Annotated in this window: 13 protein-coding genes; 6 read left to right on the top strand and 7 right to left on the bottom strand. The window is 74.1% G+C overall.

The annotated features are described in order from the left end of the window. Positions 1-43 precede the first annotated feature (43 nt). Together ABZ340_RS19355 and ABZ340_RS19350 are read left to right on the top strand one after the other, a co-directional pair. A complete protein-coding gene (locus ABZ340_RS19355) occupies positions 44-1,117 on the top strand; it encodes an ADP-ribosylglycohydrolase family protein (protein ID WP_358782992.1) in 1,074 nt (357 codons plus the stop codon). Positions 1,118-1,250: 133 nt separating this feature from the next. Next, positions 1,251-1,745: an NUDIX hydrolase gene (locus ABZ340_RS19350; RefSeq protein ID WP_358782991.1), complete on the top strand. Its 495-nt coding sequence runs from the start codon at positions 1,251-1,253 to the stop codon at positions 1,743-1,745. Positions 1,746-1,755: 10 nt separating this feature from the next. Here ABZ340_RS19350 and ABZ340_RS19345 read toward each other — a convergent pair whose 3' ends face one another. Next, on the bottom strand, positions 1,756-1,956 hold the full coding sequence (locus ABZ340_RS19345) for a DUF2191 domain-containing protein (RefSeq protein WP_358782990.1): 201 nt from the start codon (positions 1,954-1,956) through the stop codon (positions 1,756-1,758). A 103-nt stretch (positions 1,957-2,059) separates the two neighbouring features. Between ABZ340_RS19345 and ABZ340_RS19340 the strand changes: the two genes are divergently transcribed. Next, positions 2,060-2,797 (top strand): Sir2 family NAD-dependent protein deacetylase, encoded by a 738-nt coding sequence (locus ABZ340_RS19340; RefSeq protein ID WP_358782989.1) that lies wholly within the window; start codon positions 2,060-2,062, stop codon positions 2,795-2,797. Positions 2,798-2,803: 6 nt separating this feature from the next. Here the strand turns inward: ABZ340_RS19340 and ABZ340_RS19335 are convergent, their stop codons facing one another. From ABZ340_RS19335 to ABZ340_RS19325, 3 genes are read right to left on the bottom strand one after another with little or no spacing between them, the layout of a single operon-like run. Continuing rightward, positions 2,804-3,286: a methylated-DNA--[protein]-cysteine S-methyltransferase gene (locus ABZ340_RS19335; RefSeq protein WP_358782988.1), complete on the bottom strand. Its 483-nt coding sequence runs from the start codon at positions 3,284-3,286 to the stop codon at positions 2,804-2,806. 10 nt (positions 3,287-3,296) lie between these two features. Further along, complete coding sequence (locus ABZ340_RS19330; protein WP_358782987.1) at positions 3,297-4,817, bottom strand: AlkA N-terminal domain-containing protein; 1,521 nt, start codon at positions 4,815-4,817, stop codon at positions 3,297-3,299. A gap of 49 nt (positions 4,818-4,866) precedes the next feature. After that, positions 4,867-6,822, bottom strand: a complete 1,956-nt coding sequence (locus tag ABZ340_RS19325) for a heavy metal translocating P-type ATPase (RefSeq protein WP_358782986.1) — start codon at positions 6,820-6,822, stop codon at positions 4,867-4,869. Between the two features lie 58 nt (positions 6,823-6,880). On the opposite strand from ABZ340_RS19325, the gene ABZ340_RS19320 reads away from it, so the two are divergent. After that, complete coding sequence (locus ABZ340_RS19320; protein WP_358782985.1) at positions 6,881-7,243, top strand: metalloregulator ArsR/SmtB family transcription factor; 363 nt, start codon at positions 6,881-6,883, stop codon at positions 7,241-7,243. Here ABZ340_RS19320 and ABZ340_RS19315 read toward each other — a convergent pair. Together ABZ340_RS19315 and ABZ340_RS19310 are read right to left on the bottom strand one after the other, a co-directional pair. Continuing rightward, positions 7,224-8,102 carry a DUF72 domain-containing protein gene (locus tag ABZ340_RS19315; RefSeq protein ID WP_358782984.1) on the bottom strand — a complete coding sequence of 293 codons (879 nt, stop codon included), beginning with the start codon at positions 8,100-8,102 and terminating at the stop codon, positions 7,224-7,226. The genes ABZ340_RS19320 and ABZ340_RS19315 overlap by 20 nt on opposite strands. A gap of 65 nt (positions 8,103-8,167) precedes the next feature. Beyond that, entirely contained in the window at positions 8,168-12,076 is a 3,909-nt protein-coding gene (locus ABZ340_RS19310; RefSeq protein WP_358782983.1) for a glycoside hydrolase family 2 TIM barrel-domain containing protein, read from the bottom strand. 538 nt (positions 12,077-12,614) lie between these two features. On the opposite strand from ABZ340_RS19310, the gene ABZ340_RS19305 reads away from it, so the two are divergent. Both ABZ340_RS19305 and ABZ340_RS19300 read left to right on the top strand, forming a co-directional pair. Beyond that, positions 12,615-13,832, top strand: a complete 1,218-nt coding sequence (locus ABZ340_RS19305) for a hypothetical protein (protein WP_358782982.1) — start codon at positions 12,615-12,617, stop codon at positions 13,830-13,832. A gap of 159 nt (positions 13,833-13,991) precedes the next feature. Beyond that, complete coding sequence (locus ABZ340_RS19300; protein ID WP_358782981.1) at positions 13,992-15,248, top strand: hypothetical protein; 1,257 nt, start codon at positions 13,992-13,994, stop codon at positions 15,246-15,248. A gap of 171 nt (positions 15,249-15,419) precedes the next feature. Here the strand turns inward: ABZ340_RS19300 and ABZ340_RS19295 are convergent, their stop codons facing one another. Beyond that, positions 15,420-16,832, bottom strand: coding sequence for a cellulase family glycosylhydrolase (locus ABZ340_RS19295; RefSeq protein ID WP_358782980.1), 1,413 nt, complete (start codon positions 16,830-16,832; stop codon positions 15,420-15,422). Positions 16,833-16,906: the final 74 nt, after the last annotated feature.

Below are 16,906 nucleotides of genomic sequence, written 5' to 3'. Positions count from 1 at the left end.
TGCCCAGCCCCTGGACCGGCGCGGATGCGGGTACACGACCCTCATGACCTCTGTGAGCGGGAAGCCGGACCTCGCCGACCGCGTCCACGGCGGCTGGCTGGGCCGGATCGCGGGCAACATGCTCGGCAAGCCGGTCGAGCAGGGCGAGGTGTGGACGCGTGAGCGCATCGACCGCTATCTGCGGCGGGCCGGCGCCCTTCCCCTGACCGACTACCTGCCCGAGCCGGCCGACGACGCCGACGCGCTCGCGATGCGCCCGGAGTGGCGCGGCTGTGTGCGCGGACGCGTCCACGGCAGCTGCCGCGACGACGACGTCGACTACGCCGTCCTCGGCCTGCACCTGCTGGAGACGCACGGCTTCGGCTTCACCACCGAGCAGGTCGGCGACCTGTGGCTGCTGCGGCTGCCGTACCTGCAGACGTTCACGGCGGAGCGGGCGGCGTACCGCAACCTCGCCAACGGGCTGAAGCCGCCCCTGACCGCCACCTACGGCAACCCGTACCAGGAGTGGATCGGCGCGCTGATCCGTGCCGACGTCCACGGCTGGACCTGTCCCAGCGCCCCGGGCCGCGCCGCGCTGCTCGCCCGCCGGGACGCGGTGCTGTCGCACACCGGCAACGGGGTGTACGGCGCGATGTGGGCGGCGGCGCTGGTCTCGGCGGCGTTCACGGCGGCGACCGTGCGCGAGGCCGTGGAGCAGGCGCTGGCCGTGATCCCGGCGGGCAGCCGCCTCGCGCGCACCGTACGCCGGGTGGTCTCGCTGCACGACGCGGGGATGGCGTGGGAGGACACGCTCGCCACCGTGTCCGAGGAGACCGCCGGGCTCGGCTGGATCCACGTCGTGCCCAACGCCGCCGTCCTCACCGCCGGGCTGCTGTACGGCGACGGCGACTTCACCCGCACCGTCGCCCTGACCGTCCGCGGCGGCCTGGACACCGACTCCAACGGGGCGACCGCGGGCTCGGTGGCCGGGGTGTTCGGCGGGGCCTCGGCGATCCCCGGCCGGTGGAAGGAACCGCTGCGGGACACGGTCCGCAGCGCGGTGTTCGGCTTCGACGGCGTACGGATCAGCGAGCTGGCGGAGCGGACGCTGCGGCTGGCCGGCGGCGGCGCCTGACGGCCCGTGCCGCCCGCCCGGCGCGTTCCGCACGCCCCGGGGTGGTGCGGCGCGGGGGGATCCGCGCCCCGCGCTCCCCGAGCCGTGTGGTGAGCCGGGGAGACGGACCGGGCCGTCTGGTTACCCTTCCTGGATGACCACGACTCAGGACTACGCCACGTACATCGCGGGCCTCCCCCGCGTCCTCGCCGGTGCCGCCGCCCTCTTCCGGGACGCCGAGGGCCGTGTGCTGCTCGTCGAGCCCAACTACCGCGACGGGTGGGCGCTGCCGGGCGGCACCATCGAGTCCGACGACGGCGAGACCCCGCGGCAGGGCGCGCGGCGGGAGACCGCCGAGGAGATCGGCCTGGACGTCCCGCTGGGCCGGCTGCTGGCGGTGGACTGGGTGGACGGCGCGGGCCGGCCGCCGCTGGTGGCGTACCTGTACGACGGCGGGGTCCTCGGCGAGGAGGACTTCAAGGCGATCCGCCTCCAGGAGGAGGAGCTGCTGTCCTGGCGGCTCGTGCCGCGCGAGGAGCTGGCCGAGTACCTGCCCGACGCGCTGGGCCGGCGCGTCCTGGCGGCGCTCGACGTGCTCGCCGAGGGCGCGGGGACGGCGGAGCTGGAGAACGGCCACCGGGTCGGCTGACCCCGGCGGGTCAGCCCTCGGCGGCGCGGGGCCGGGCGTCGATCTCCCGCAGCGCCTCGTCCCGCTCGGCGACCTTGGCCTCGGTGCGGTGACCGCGCGCGATGTAGTCGCGGACGACGAGTTCCACGGCGTCCTGGGGGTTGCCCACGCCGGCGAGCACCATGACTTCGACGACGAGCCGGGCGTCCAGGGAAACGGTGACCTTGGCCATGCGCGGACGCTAGCACCCGCGGCCCGCCGCGGACCGGGGATTCGCTCGCCGCACCCGGATATCCGTTCGCCGCGGCGGCCGGGGGCGTCCTACCCTCGGCGGCATGAGCAAGCCTCTCGTCGCCCTCCTCAGCGGCGCCGGTGTCTCGACCGACTCCGGCATCCCCGACTACCGCGGGCCCAACGGGCTGTGGCGGCGGGACCCGGAGGCCGAGAAGCTCGTGACCTACGCGTACTACATGGGCGATCCGGAGATCCGGCGGCGGTCCTGGCGGATGCGGCGCGAGAACCGCACGCTGAGGGCCGAGCCCAACGCGGCGCACCGGGCGGTGGCCGAGCTGGAGCGGTCCGGGGTGCCGGTGCGGGTGATCACGCAGAACGTGGACGGGCTGCACCAGCTCGCCGGCCTGCCCGCTCGCAAGGTGCTCGAACTGCACGGCAGCGCGCGCAGCTACGTCTGCACGGGGTGCGGCGTCCGGGGGCCCATGGAGGACGCGCTGGCCAGGGTCGAGGCCGGTGAGGACGATCCGCCGTGCCTGGAGTGCGGCGGGATCCTGAAGTCGGCGACCGTGATGTTCGGCGAACGGCTCGACCCCGTCGTCCTCGGCGAGGCCCTCGCCATCGCCAAGGCCTGCCAGGTGTTCGTCGCCGTCGGCACCAGCCTCCAGGTCCAGCCCGCCGCGGGGCTCGCCGGTGTCGCCGCCGACCACGGGGCCCGCCTGATCATCGTCAACGCCGAGCCGACGCCGTACGACGACCGGGCCGACGAGGTGATCCGGGAGCCGATCGGCACGGCCCTGCCGGCACTGCTGCGGCGGCTGGGCGGCGAGGACGCCGGTTAGAGCCGGTCAGAACAGCGCCGCGCCCCGTTCGAAGTCCAGCAGCCGCCGCTTGCGGTCCAGGCCGCCGCCGTAGCCGGTGAGGCTGCCGTCGGCGCCGATGACGCGGTGGCAGGGGACGACGATGCCGACGGGGTTGCGGCCGTTGGCGAGGCCGACGGCGCGGGAGGCCGCCGGGGTGCCGAGGGCCTCGGCCAGCTCGCCGTAGGTGCGGGTCTCGCCGTAGGGGATCTTCCTGAGCCGGTCCCAGACGCCGCGCTGGAAGGGGGTTCCGGTCAGGCGCAGGTCGAGGGTGAACTCCTTCAGCTCGCCCGCGAAGTACGCCTCCAGTTGTTCCTCCGCCTCGGCGAACGGGCGGCGGTCGCGCACTCCGAAGGTCTCCTGGGGCGGGCGGTGGCGCTGGTCGGCCATGTACAGGCCGCACAGGACGCCGTCGTCGGCGACGAGGGTGAGCGGGCCGTACGGACTGTCGGTGACGGTGTGCTGCTTCACGGTGACGACCTTATTCCGGAAGGAAGTTGATGGGGTGGCTGTCCGTCGCCCACAGGTACTGGACCGCGTAGGCCCGCCAGGGGCGCCAGGCGGTGGCGCGGGCGGTGAGGGCCGCCGGGGTGGAGGGCAGGCCGAGGCCGCGGGCGGCGCGGCGGACGCCGAGGTCGGTGGGGAGGAAGGCGTCGGGGTCGCCGAGGGCGCGCATCGCGATCACGTCGGCCGTCCAGGGGCCGAAGCCGGGCAGGGCGAGGAGGCGGGCGCGGGTGTCCGCCCAGTCTCCGGCCGGGCCCAGGTCCAGGGAGCCGTCGGCGAGCCGGCCCACGAGGGTGGTGAGCGTCGTGCGGCGGGTGCGGGGCATCGCCAGGGCGTCCGGGTCCGCCTCCGCCAGCGCCGCCGCCGTCGGGAAGAGGTGGGTGAGGCCGCCCTCGGGGTCGTCGACGGGTTCGCCGTGGGCGGTGACCAGGCGGGCCGCGTGGGTGCGGGCGGCGGCGGTGGAGACCTGCTGGCCGAGCACGGCCCGTACGGCGAACTCCGCCTCGTCGACCGTGCGCGGGACGCGGCGGCCCGGGGCCTTGTCGACCAGGGGCGCCAAGGCCGGGTCGGCGCGCAGCCGGTCGTCGACGGCGGCCGGGTCGGCGTCCAGGTCGAGCAGGCGGCGGCAGCGGCTGACGGCGACGGTCAGATCGCGCAGGTCGGTGAGGGTGAGGCGGCAGGCGATGTGGTCGGGGTGGGGGGTGAGGGCGACGACGCCGTGGCCGTAGGGGAGGCGGAGGGTGCGGCGGTAGGCGCCGGTGGGGGTACCGCCCACGCCTTTCGGGCTGTGGGGGAGCCACTCCTCCACGCCGGGTACGGCGGTGGCGGCGAGGTGGCCGAAGAGGTTGCCGGGGGTGAGGGGGGCGCGGAAGGGAAGGCGGAGGGCGAGGGCGCCGGAGGCGGGAGCGGGGACGGACCGGCCGCGCGGGGCGCGGGCGCGCAGGCCGCTCGGGGTGAGGGCGTACACCTCGCGGACGGTGTCGTTGAAGGTGCGCAGGGAGGAGAAGCCGGCGGCGAAGGCGATCTGCGCCATCGGCAGGGCCGTCGTCTCGATGAGGAGCCGGGCGGTCTGGGCGCGCTGGGCGCGGGCGAGGGCGAGGGGGCCCGCGCCCAGCTCGGCGAGGAGCTGGCGTTCGATCTGCCGGGTGCTGTAGCCGAGCCGGGCGGCGAGGCCGGGCACGCCCTCGCGGTCGACGACGCCGTCGGCGATCAGCCGCATGGCGCGGGCGGTGAGGTCGGCGCGCCGGTTCCACTCCGGGGAGCCGGGCGTGGTGTCCGGGCGGCAGCGCTTGCAGGCCCGGAACCCGGCCTGCTGGCAGGCCGCCGCGCTCGGGTGGAAGACCATGTTCTCCGGCTTGGGCGGCACCACCGGGCAGCTGGGCCGGCAGTAGATCCCGGTGGTCAGGACGGCCGTGAAGAACCATCCGTCGAACCGGGCGTCCTTGGATTGGACGGCGCGCACGCAGCGCTCGGTGTCGGTGTGCATCCCCGTCTGCATGCGTCCAGGATGGCCCGCCCGCCGCGCCGGGGCTGGCGGGAATCCGACGTCAGCCTCGCGCTTCCTGCGCCTGGCCGGATCGCCACGCGGATTCCCGCAGCAGCCGCAGCCCGTTGAGGCCGACCAGCACGGTCGAGCCCTCGTGTCCGGCGACGCCGAGCGGCAGCGGCAGGTGGCCGATGAGGTCCCACAGGACCAGGACGGTGATGAACGTCCCCGCGATGACGAGGTTCTGCACCACCAGGCGGCGGGCGGTCCGGGACAGCCGGACGACCGCGGGCACGGCGGCCAGCTCGTCGCGCACCACGACCGCGTCGGCCGTCTCCAGTGCCAGGTCGGAGCCGGCGCGGCCCATGGCGATCCCGGCGTGCGCGGCGGCGAGGGCGGGCGCGTCGTTGACGCCGTCGCCGACGAACAGCACCTTGCGGCCCGCCTGTTCGAGGCCGCGTACGGCGGTGACCTTGTCCTCGGGCAGCAGGCCGGCGCGGACGTCGGTGATGCCGGTGGCGGTGGCGACGCGGGCGGCGGCGGGCGCGTTGTCGCCGGTGAGCAGGGCGGGGGCGGTGCCGGTGAGGGCGGTGAGCGCGGCGGTGGCCCCGGCGGCGTCGGCGCGCAGGCGGTCGGTGAGGGCGAGGGTGCCGACGGGGGTGCCGTCGCGGGTGACCTGGACGGTGGTCTCGTCGCCCTCGGGGGTCTCGGCCCGGCCGACCAGGATCTCGTGTCCGTCGACGACCGCGCGCACGCCGCGGCCCGGGGTGGCCGTGAAGTCCCGCGCGGGAGCGAGGGGCAGGTCGCGGGCGCGGGCGGCGGCCACGATCGCGCGGGCCAGCGGGTGCTCGCTGGGGTGCTCGGCCGCGGCGGCGAGGGCGAGCAGGGCGTCCTCGTCGAGGCCGGAGCCGGGCAGCGGGCGCACGGCGGTCACCTCGGGGGCGCCCTCGGTGAGGGTGCCGGTCTTGTCCAGGGCGGTGGCGTCGATCTCGCCGAGGCGTTCCATGGCGACGGCCGACTTCACCAGGACGCCGTGGCGGCCGGCGTTGGCGATGGCGGACAGCAGGGGCGGCATGGTGGCGAGGACGACCGCGCACGGCGAGGCGACGATCATGAAGGTCATGGCGCGCAGCAGGGCGTCGGTGAGGTCCTCGCCGAAGGCGAGCGGGACGCCGAAGACCGCGAGGGTGGCGGCGACCACGCCGACCGCGTAGCGCTGCTCGATCTTCTCGATGAACAGCTGGGTGGGGGCCTTGGTGCGGGAGGCCTCCTCGACCAGGGTGACGATCCGGGCGATGACCGAGTCGGCGGGGTCGCGCCCGACGCGGACGCGCAGGGCGCCGGTGCCGTTGAGGGTGCCGGCGAAGACCTCGTCGCCGGGGCGCTTGAGGACGGGGAGGGGCTCGCCGGTGACGGTGGCCTGGTCGGCCTCGCTGGTGCCGTCGGTGACGGTTCCGTCGGCGCCGATCCGCTCCCCCGGCCGCACCAGCAGGAGGTCGCCGACGGCCAGCTCGGCGGTGGGGACGGTCTCCTCGCGGCCGTCTTCGGTCACCCGGGTCGCGGTGGTGGGGGCGAGGTCGAGCAGGCCGCGCACGGAGTCGGCGGTGCGGGCGGTGGCCAGGGCCTCCAGGGCGCCGGAGGTGGCGAAGATGACGATGAGCAGGGCGCCGTCGAGGACCTGCCCGATCGCCGCCGCACCCAGCGCCGCGACGATCATCAGCAGGTCGACGTCGAGGGTCTTCTCGCGCAGCGCCCGCAGCCCCTCCAGCGCGGGCTCCCAGCCGCCGGCGGCGTAGGCGAGCGCGTACAGCGGCCCGTACGCCCAGGCGGGGGCGCCGCCGAGGTCGAGGGCGAGCGCCAGGAGGAACGCGATCAGCGACGCCAGCGCCCAGCGGGCCTCGGGCAGGGCGAGGACGCGGGTGCGGCGGCGGGGCGCCTGCCGGGCCGGCGCGGGGACGGGGGTGGGAGTGAGGGTCGTGGACACGCGGTCACCATACAGGAACACATGAAGACTCATTCAAGAGTTCATCAGTTCATTGGTTCATGCGTTCAGGGGTGGTGAGTAGGATGTCCGCATGGGTCATGGAGCCGTCGTCCCCGCGCAGGAAGCCGCCGAACGGGTACGCCTGGGCGCGGACAACGTCGCCAAGGTCGCCACCACGCTCCAGGCCCTGTCCACCCCGTCCCGCCTGCTGATCCTGGCGCGGCTGCGCGAGGGCCCGCTGCCGGCCACGGAGCTGGCCGCCGAGGTGGGCATGGAGCAGTCGGCGTGCTCGCACCAGCTGCGGCTGCTGCGCAACCTGGGCCTGGTGGTGGGCGAGCGCCGCGGCCGGTCGGTGGTCTACGCCCTGCACGACCACCACGTCGCCGAGCTGCTCGACCAGGCCGTGTACCACGTGGAGCACCTGCGGCTGGGGATCAGCGACGCCGCGGGGTGAGCAGCCCGCTCATCGTCTCGGCGGCGCGTACGGCGGCGTCCGCGCAGCAGTTGTTGAACAGCACGTGCACCTCGTCCGCCTGCCGGGCCGCGCGCCGCAGCCGGGGCACCCACGCGGCGAGTTCGGCCACGGAGTAGTCGTGGCGGAACCGGTCCTCCTTGCTGCCCCTCCCCCACTCCGTGCTGCGGCCGTGGAACCGTACGACGGCCAGGGCGGGCCGGGTGACGGGTGCCACCGGCGGCAGGGAGGTGGGCAGCCCCTGCGCCATGTCCACGCCGACGGCGCTCGCGCCGAGCCCGGCGAGCAGGGCGCGGGTGTCCTCGGCGCGTTCCGCCCGCCACCACCCCGGGTGGCGGAACTCCACGGCGAGGGGCCAGCCCGCCGTGCGCCGCGCGCACTCCCGCAGCGTCTCCTCGGCCTCGTCGCCCGGCGCGAACCACGGCGGGAACTGGAACAGCACGGCGCCGAGCCGTCCGGCCGCCCGCAGCGGCTCGACCGCCTGCGCGAACCGCCCCCACACCTCGTCCAGCAGCGCCGGGCTCGCCCGCCCGCGCCAAAGCGCGCCGGGATCGGCCCCGCGCAGGTCGGTGGGGAGCGCCTCGGCGCGCGTGGGATGGCCGGTCAGCAGGGAGAACGCCTTGACGTCGAAGCGGAAGCCGTCCGGGGTGCGCTCCACCCACAGCTCGCTGTTGCGGCGGCTGGGCAGCGCGTAGTACCCGGAGTCCACCTCGACGACGGGCAGCCGGGAGGCGTAGTGCCGCAGCCGCCCCTCGGCGTCCCGCCGCCCGGACGGGTACCAGCCGCTCGCCACGAGCTGCCGGTCCGTCCACGAACACGCCCCGACGAGAATCTCACCCATGGGAGCCCGGTACCCCGGGCCCGGGCTCCCCGATCATGGCAGGGCCTCCCGGATCGTGACCGGGCTCAGCCGGCCGCCGTGCGCCGCCGCGAGGCCGCCATCGCCTCGCGGACGTCGGCCAGGGGGCGCAGCCGGTAGGTGTAGGAGTAGTCCCGGTCGGCGAAGAGCTTGTACTCGTCGTGGGTGTGGGCGCCCCAGCTGTCGTCGCCGCCGACGCCCATCTGGCGGTGGTTGACCCGCAGGACGATCTCGTCGCGCGGGGTGAGCTGGTAGTCGTGGCGGACGCCGCAGGACAGGTCCTCCGGGGTGAAGTACGAGGCGTTGATCTCCAGCAGGGGCTCGCCGCAGACCAGCAGGCCGGTGCCGTCGCGGCCGGTGAGGGCGGCCCAGCGGACGTCGGTCTTGTTGCCGTTCTCCTGCGGGCGGATGTACGGCGTCCACTGTTCGGCGACGGTGCCGGAGTACACGCCGACGTCGGTGCCGTTGTTGCGGTCCCAGTGGTTCTCCTCGGGGCCGCGGCCGTAGTAGTGCAGCCGGTCCAGGCGGCGCGGCAGGAAGAGGAGGGTGCCGACCTCCGGGATGTACGGCAGGTTCGCGGCACCGGGGTGGAGGGTGTGGTCGACCTTGACCTCGCCGTTGCCGAAGACCGTGTACGTCGTGGTGTACGACGACTCGACGGTGGTCGGCAGCGTGCCGGTGACCCCGATCTCGACGGCCCGGTCGCGCAGGGCGCGCACGGTGACGCCGGTGACCTTCCGGCGGGCGCCGGCGTCGCGCCAGGTCTGGTTGCGGGTGTGCTGGCCGTTGCCCTTGTCGTTGTCGGTGGGGGCCCGCCAGTAGTTGGGCACGGGCCCGGAGGTGATCAGGCGGGCGCCCTTGGCCTCGTAGGAGGTGAGGGTGCCGGTGCGCTTGTCGACGGCGAGGGAGAAGTCCTCGCCCCGCACGGTGACCTCCCGCTCGCCGTCCTCGTACCGCAGGGCGGGCACGCTCGTCAGCGGTGCGGGGGTCACGGCCGGGACGCCGGCGTCGAGGGGGAGCTGCTGCCGGGCCACCTCGAAGCCGGCCTTCGCCCACGGGGTGTCCTCCCTGGTGGTGAAGGACAGTTCGAGGAAGTACTCGGTGCCCGGCGCCGGGTCGTCCGGCAGCCGTACGGGCAGGGTGACGTCCTTGCTCGACAGCGGCTCCACGTCGAGCTGCTCGCGGGTCAGCCTGCCCTCCCGCACGGTCCTGCCGTCGGCGACCAGCGCCCACCGGCCGTCGAACTCGCGGAGGTCGGTGAACAGGTACTCGTTGGTGAGGGTGACCGCGCCGGGGCCGCCGCCGTCGGCCCGGGCGGCGCCGATCGCCTGGTGGATCCGCTTGACCTCGGCGGCCTTTCCGGTGTGGCCGCGGTCGGCGGTGACGATGCCGTCGGCGACGAAGTTGCCGTCGTTGGGGTTGTCGCCCCAGTCGCCGCCGTAGGCGAGGAAGGTCTTCTCCCGCGGCTTCTTCCGGGTGACCTTCACGGTGGCGGCGTCGAACCAGAACCGCACGCCGTCGTCGCCCGGACCGCGGCTCTCGGAGGCCAGTTCGGCGGCGGTCAGGGCGCGGGCGTAGACGCGGGCGCGGCGGATGGTGCCGCTGAACTCGCGGGTCCAGTTGTCGGCGTCGGTGGCGAGGGCGAGGGGCGCGGTGGTGCTGCCCGGCCGCCGGGTGGTGGTGCGGGTGGCCTTCACCTCCCCGTCGACGTACAGGGTCAGGGTGCCTGCGTCGGCGTCGAAGACGCCCGCGAGGTGGTGTTCGCGGCCGGTCCAGTCGTCCGGCAGCGCCCAGGTCGCGGTGATCCACTGGCCGCCGGAGTGGATGAAGAACTCCAGCGTCCGGCCGTTCTGCTTCAGCGCGTACTGGGTGTCGCCCTTGGCGATGACCGGCTGGTGGTAGCCCGTCACGTGGGGGGTGACCCACGCCTCCAGCGTGAGGGAGCCGGTGAGGTCGAGGCGGTCGTCGCGGGCGAAGACCGTGCCGCCGGACAGGCCCTTGCCGCGGTCGAAGGTGCCGGCCGGGGTGAGGATCTCGCCGCGCAGCCCGGCCGGGCCGGTCTCGGTCAGCAGGACGCGGTCCGGGACGGGCCAGTTCAGCGCCTGGTCGGCGAAGTCCCAGATCCAGCCGCCCTGGAGCACGTCGTACCGGCGGATCAGGTCCCAGTACTTCTTGAAGTTGCCGTTGGAGTTCCCCATCGCGTGGGAGTACTCGATCATGACGTACGGGCGGGTGTCGGAGGTGTCCTTCGCCCGCTGCTCGACGCGCTGGGGCGTGTCGTACATCTCCGAGCGGATGTCGCTGATGCCCGGCCGGTCGTCGCCCTCGTACTGGATGACGCGGGTGGGGTCGTAGGAGCGGACCCAGTCGTACATGGCGGTGAGGGTGGAGCCGCCGCCCGCCTCGTTGCCGAGCGACCAGATCACGACCGAGGCGTGGTTCTTGTCGCGGTGGACCATGTTCTGGACGCGGGCCATGCACGCCGCGGTCCACTCGGGGTGGTCGCCCGGGTACTCGTCGCGGATGCCGTGGGTCTCCAGGTTGGTCTCGTCGACGAGGTACAGGCCGTACTCGTCGGCGAGTTCGTACCACAGCGGGTTGTTCGGGTAGTGCGAGGTGCGGACGCTGTTCATGTTCATCCGCTTGATGACCGCGATGTCCTCGACCATGTCCGCGCGGGTGAGGGCGGTGCCGCGCGCCGGGTGCACCTCGTGCCGGTTGGTGCCGCGGAAGGAGACGGGCTTGCCGTTGATGCGCATCAGCCCGTCTTTGAGCGCGAACTCGCGGAAGCCGACCCGGTGCGAGAGGGTCTCGGTCACCTTGCCGGAGGGGTCGCGCAGCCGCAGGACGGCGGTGTAGAGGTGCGGGTGCTCGGCCGACCACAGCTTCGGCGCGGGTACGGCTCTGGCGGCGCGGGCGGTGACGTCCTCCCCGGCGCGGACGGTGCCGAGGTCGGCGGGCAGCTGAAGCGGCCGGTTCCAGACGGCGTGGCCGCGCGCGTCGTACAGCTGGACCTCGACGGTGTGGCGTCCGGCGTCGCCGCCGCCGTAGGCGCGCACACTGGCGGTGACCGCCAGGTCGGCGGCGGTGCAGGTGTCGTTCAGCGGGGTGTCGAGCTTGAAGTCGCGCAGGTGCACGGCCGGGGTGGAGTACAGGTAGACCGAGCGGAAGATGCCGCTCAGCCGGAGCATGTCCTGGTCCTCCAGCCAGTCGCCGTCGGAGTAGCGGTAGACCTCGACGGCGATCTGGTTGGTGCCGGGCTTGAGGTGGTCGGTGATGTCGTACTCGGACGGGGTGTAGGAGTCCTCGTCGTAGCCGACGAGTTCGCCGTTGATCCACACGTAGTGGGCGGACTTGACGCCCTCGAAGTGCAGGAAGGTGCGCCGTCCGGACCAGGCGCGGGGGACGGTGAAGGTGCGGCGGTACTGGCCCACGGGGTTGTAGCGGGTGGGCGCGGCGGGGGGCTGCGGGTCCTCGCCGAGGCCGTTGGGGCCCCAGTACGGATAGGTGATGTTCAGATAGATCGGGCGGTCGTAGCCGTGCAGCTGCCACACGGACGGGACCGGGATGGTGTCCCAGTCGCCGTCGTCGAGGTCGGTGCGGTGGAAGTCGGGGTCCCGGTCGTCGGGGCGGTCGGCGTAGGCGAACTTCCACGGCCCGTCGAGGCTCAGCCGGTACGGGGAACGGGTGCGGTCGGCGGCCAGGGCCTGCCTCACGTCCGCGTACGGCATGAGGGTGGTGTGCGGGGGCTCGGTGCCGAGGCGGAAGACACCGAGGTCGTTCCAGGCCGGGGGCGTGTCGGTGGCGGCGCGGCGTCCGGCGGCGTGGGCCGCGGCGGACGGCGCGGACAGGGCGAGGGCGCCGAGGAGGGCGGCCCCGCCCTCCAGGAGACGGCGGCGGCTGACGACCGGGCGGGGGGCCGGGATCTCGGCGGGTGAGACGTGCGCGTGCGGCATGACCGTGGCCTTCCTCGGGACGACAGTGTGCTGCACCGGCTTCGGGAGGCTGCCGGATCCCGCCCTTCGGCGTTGCCGGGCCGAACGCGCCCGGCGCCTGGGCCGCAGGGGGCGAAGGCGACCCAACCCGCCTTTGTGCGACGGAAGTTGGTGCTGGACAGGATCACAACTGCCGGTGACAGGGCAACCTCTGGGACAGAGTCACCCTAGGACCCGAACACAACCGAATCAATGACCCCGTCGGACTTTGTGTGGTCCTGTGAACACGGTGGGTTGCGAGGGGCCCGGGCGCGATCGGCTCCGGGTGCGGCCCTTCGGACGGCGGGCGCCCTCGCGCATCGGCTCCCGCCGCCGGACGCGCGCACGGACCGCTGATCTCGCCGCCTGGTTGTACGGCAAACAACGGATTGCCATGGGACGGGCGGTGGGTTTGTATCGGCGGGTGCCCGGTGGGGGCCGGGGACGGATGGATCAGGGGGGATTCATGCGTGCGGTGCTCAGATCCTTGTCGGCGGCGGTCGCCGTCCCGGCGTGTGCCATGACGCTCCTGGCGCCCGCGGGCGCCGTCGCGTCGCCGCAGGAGGCACGGAAGGCATATGGGGCACAGAAGGCGCAGAAGCCCGAGGTGCCGTCCGTCCGGCGCGTCACCCAGGGGGCGAACGGCCCTTCCGGGGACGCGTCGGTCAGCGCGAACGGCCGGTACGTCGTCTTCGGGTCGTCCGCCGACAACCTGGTGCCGGGCGACACCAACGGCGCCCCGGACGTCTTCCTGCACGACCTGCGGACCCGTCGCACCGCACGGGTCGGCCTGACCGCGGACGGCACCCAGGCGCCGTACGGCGGCAGCGCGCCGGTGATCAGCGCCGACGGTCGGTATGTCGTCTTCCGGTCGCGCGGCCTGATCCGCGGCCGGGAGCAGACGGGCTACTTCCGCCGCGACCTGCGGACCGGCGCGACCGACTGGGTCGGCGGCGCCGATGACCTGTACCCGGGGAAAGGCACGCTGGTCGGGGCGTCCGTCGGCGCGGACGGGCGGTACGTCTCCTTCACCGCGCGGCAGACCGGTACCGGCCGCCCGGGCCACCGCACCGCCGTGCGGGACCTCGCCACCGGCGGGCTGACGGTCCTGGAGTCCCCCTACGCGAGCGAAGCCCGTCTCGACGACGACGGCCGCCGGCTCGTCTACGGGGAGAGCGTCCCCGCCCCGGTCCAGCATCCGCCGTCCAGGGTCTTCGTCCTGGACCTGCGAACCGGCCAGTCGCGTCGGCTGGACGTGGCGGCGGACGGCTCCACCACCACCGCGCGCTCGGGGCACCCGGCCGTCAGCGGCAACGGCCGGGTCGCCGCCTTCGCCTCGTGGGCGACCGACCTGGTGCCCGGGGAGGACCCCAACGGCACGGGACACGACGTCTTCGTCACCGACCTCCGTACCGGGGCGCTGCGGCGCGTCGAGGCGCCCGCCGCGCAGGGCCACAGCACCGTCCCGTCCCTGAGCGGTGACGGCCGGTACGTCGTCTTCGGTTTCACGCCGCCCGGCACCACCTGGGGCACCACCCACCTGTACCGGACCGACCTGCGCACCGGACGCGTCACCCCGGTCAGCCGCACCGCGGACGGGACTCCCGCCACCGCCACGACCGGGGAGCGCCCGGTCGACGCCCACGGCCGCACCGTCGTCTTCTCGTCCGCCGACGGCGCCCTGGCGCCCGGCGCGCCCAGCCCGGGCGGTGACGTGTACGTCCGCACGATGCGCTGACCGTCCGCCACCGTCCGCCGGAGCGGACCCGTACGCGGCGCGGCCGCGCCCGCCGTCCCGCCCGGGCCGTCGCGGGGACGGCGCCGCGGCCCGGCGCTCCCGGCCACCTGTCGAAGGGGGAACCACACCATGCGAAGAAGCCGGAGAAGACTCGGCGCCGTGGCCGTCGCCGTCGCCGCGGCCGTCGCCGCGTGCGTCACGGCGCCGGCCACGTCCGCGGCGGCCCAGCCGGCACCGCGGGGCGAGCGGCACGAGCACGCGCACCACGGGAAGAAGCCGGGTGCCCGGCACGCCCTCCGTCTCACCCAGGGCGCCGACGCGCAGTCGGAGGCCCCCTCGCTCAGCGCCGACGGCCGCTACGCGGTCTTCACCTCGTCGGCCACCACCCTCGTCCCCGGCGACACCAACGGCGCCCCGGACGTCTTCCTGCGGGACCTGAGGACCGGCCGCACCCAGCGCGTCAGCACGGACGCCGCCGGCGGCCAGTCCGGGCTCGGCGGCACCGCGGGGGCCATCAGCGCGAGCGGCCGGTACGTGGTCTTCGTGTCGGCCTCACCGGACCTGATCCCGGGCGAGGTCCACGACAAACCGTCGGTGTACTGGCGCGACCTGCGCACCGGGGAGCTGAAGTACGTCGGCAACGACCTCGGCTTCCACATGCAGCGGGCCCTGGAGGCGTCCGTCAGCGCCGACGGCCGGTATGTCGCGTTGGCCGCGATCGAGGATGTCCCCCGGCCGGGCTCGGTGATCGCCGTGCGCGACCTGCGCACCGGGGAGCTGACCAAGCAGCCGTTCAACCTGCACCGGTCCCACAACCCGCTGCTCAGCGACGACGGCGGCGTCCTGGTGTACTCGACCTACTCCTACTGGCCGTACGAGAATCCGCTCTCCGACGTGGTGGTGACGGACCCGCGCACCGGCGTCCACCGGTCGCTGCACACCACGCCCGGCGGCGCCCGCCCCAACGGCAGGGCGTCCCAGGCCGGCCTCAGCGGCGACGGCCGCCACGCCTCCTTCACCTCGACGGCCACCGACCTCGGCCCCACGGACACCAACGGCGCCGGCTCCAACGTCTTCGTCCGCGACCTGCGCACCGGTGCCCTGCGCATCGTCGAGGCGCCCGACCCCGCCCTCTCCACCGCCGACGGGGCGCTGAGCGGGGACGGCCGGTACCTGCTCTTCCGGGCGTTCACGGCCGGGTCGGACGATCCGGGCACCTGGTATCTGCGCGACCTGCGCAAGGGCCGTACCAAGGTGGCGATCACCGGGGCCGGGGGCACGCCGGTCCAGGCGGCCACCGGCGACCGGCCGCTCGACGCGCGGGGGCGGACGGTGGCCTTCTCCTCGGCGGCCGACGGTCTGGCCCCGGGCCCGCGCAGCCCGGGAGCCGACGCCTACGTGCGGCGTGTGCGCTGACCGCGGCGCCGCAGCGCGCCTCGGCCGGGCCCCACGCGGCATGTGCCGCGTGGGGCCCGGCCGTCGCGTCGGGCATCCGGTGGGTGCTGCCCGGCGCGTGCCCGGCTCACGGCCGCGGCCGTGAGCGGAGGCCGTGACGGGGCTCCGGTCCGGCCGGAGCCCCGTCCTCGGTCAGCTGGTGGGGAAGGTGTCGGGGGTGCTGATCCTGCTCTTGAGCAGCGCCCCGGACTCGGTCAGCACACCGCTGCTGCTGTAGTCGGTGCCGTTGCAGGTGCCGGGTTTGAACGCCGCGCTGCTCTCGTTGGCGTCGGAGTAGGTCCAGTTCGCGTAGCTGATCTTCAGCTGGTCGAGCAGGTCCAGCCAGGCCACGCTGCTCGCCCGGTCCATCGCTCCGCCGCCGGTGGCGCTCACCGTGCCGAACTCGGTGACGAACAGCGGCAGCTTCGTGGCCGCCCGGCTCACCGTGGCACGGTAGTTGTCCTTGTGGCTGGCGGCGTAGAAGTGGAACGCGTACATGATGTTGGTGGCGTTGACGGGGTTGTTGACGACCTCGGTCTCGTTGGAGCCGTCCGAGACGCCCAGCGAGGACCAGCCGCGGGTGCCGACGATGATCACGGCGTCCGGGTCGGCGGCCCGGATGACCGGGATGACCTGCTCGGCGTAGTTCTTGATGGCCGTCCAGCTCACGCCGTTGGGCTCGTTGGCGATCTCGTAGATCACGTTCTTCTTGGCGGCGTTGCGGGCGGCGACGGACGCGAAGAACGTCTTCGCGCGGTCGAGGTTGTAGTTCGGGTCGCCCGGCGTCAGGGTGTGGAAGTCGATCAGCGCGTACATGCCGCGGGCCTCGGCCATGTCGACGAGGCTGTTGACGCGGCTGGTGAAGCCCGCCGGGTCGGTCTCGTAGCCCTGCTCCTGGACGTACATGGCGATGCGGAACAGGTCCGACTTCCAGTCCTTCGCCAGCGCGTCCAGGGACGCGTTGTTGTAGCACTTGCTGAACCACTGGATGCCGTGCGTGCTCATGCCCCGCAGCTGGATGGGGCGGTTGTACTGGTTGCACAGGTTCACGCCGCAGACACGGAGCTGCCCGTTGATGCCGACGGGGGTGCCGGTGCCCGGGTCCGGATCGGGGTCCGGGTCGGGCGGGGGCTCTTCCCCTCCGACGGAGCCCGTACAGGCGACGCCGTTGAGCGTGAACGCCGTGGGCGTCGGGTTGGCGCCGGTGAAGGTGCCCGTGAAGCCCAGGTCGGCCGCCGCGCCGGTGGCCAGCGTGCGGTTCCAGTCGCTGTTGGCGACGGTGACCGTGGAGCCGGACTGCGACCAGGTGCCGTTCCAGCCCTGGGCGACCTTCTGCCCCGCGTCCGGCAGGGTGAACTTGAGCGTCCATCCGGTGACGGGATCGCCCAGGTTGGTGACCTTCACCCCGGCCTGGAAGCCGCCCTGCCACTGGTTGGTGACCGTGTAGTCGACTCTGCAGCCGGTGGCGGCCGCCGCCTGGGGATCGGCTGCCGCCTGGGGGCCGGCCAGCGCCGTGAGGCCCAGGGTCGTCGCACAGGCCGCCAGTAAGGCCGAAAAGCGTTTCAAAGCGTCCCTCCTCGTACGAAGCGGAATCGGAAATGGGAGCGCTCCCAAAGCCCATTGGCCCGAGACCGTACACC

Source organism: Streptomyces sp. NPDC006134 (assembly GCF_040628835.1).
GTDB lineage: Bacteria > Actinomycetota > Actinomycetes > Streptomycetales > Streptomycetaceae > Streptomyces.
This window is presented reverse-complemented; position numbering and strand designations above follow the sequence as displayed.

What these genes read in the sequence shown, in the direction of transcription:
- ABZ340_RS19355 (WP_358782992.1), top strand. Translation starts at nt 44, where the DNA reads ATGACCTCTGTGAGCGGGAAGCCGGACCTCGCCGACCGCGTCCACGGC.
- ABZ340_RS19305 (WP_358782982.1), top strand. Translation starts at nt 12,615, where the DNA reads ATGACGCTCCTGGCGCCCGCGGGCGCCGTCGCGTCGCCGCAGGAGGCA.
- ABZ340_RS19325 (WP_358782986.1), bottom strand. Translation starts at nt 6,822, where the DNA reads ATGAGTCTTCATGTGTTCCTGTATGGTGACCGCGTGTCCACGACCCTC.
- ABZ340_RS19345 (WP_358782990.1), bottom strand. Translation starts at nt 1,956, where the DNA reads ATGGCCAAGGTCACCGTTTCCCTGGACGCCCGGCTCGTCGTCGAAGTC.
- ABZ340_RS19315 (WP_358782984.1), bottom strand. Translation starts at nt 8,102, where the DNA reads ATGGGTGAGATTCTCGTCGGGGCGTGTTCGTGGACGGACCGGCAGCTC.
- ABZ340_RS19350 (WP_358782991.1), top strand. Translation starts at nt 1,251, where the DNA reads ATGACCACGACTCAGGACTACGCCACGTACATCGCGGGCCTCCCCCGC.
- ABZ340_RS19330 (WP_358782987.1), bottom strand. Translation starts at nt 4,817, where the DNA reads ATGCAGACGGGGATGCACACCGACACCGAGCGCTGCGTGCGCGCCGTC.
- ABZ340_RS19320 (WP_358782985.1), top strand. Translation starts at nt 6,881, where the DNA reads ATGGGTCATGGAGCCGTCGTCCCCGCGCAGGAAGCCGCCGAACGGGTA.
- ABZ340_RS19310 (WP_358782983.1), bottom strand. Translation starts at nt 12,076, where the DNA reads ATGCCGCACGCGCACGTCTCACCCGCCGAGATCCCGGCCCCCCGCCCG.
- ABZ340_RS19340 (WP_358782989.1), top strand. Translation starts at nt 2,060, where the DNA reads ATGAGCAAGCCTCTCGTCGCCCTCCTCAGCGGCGCCGGTGTCTCGACC.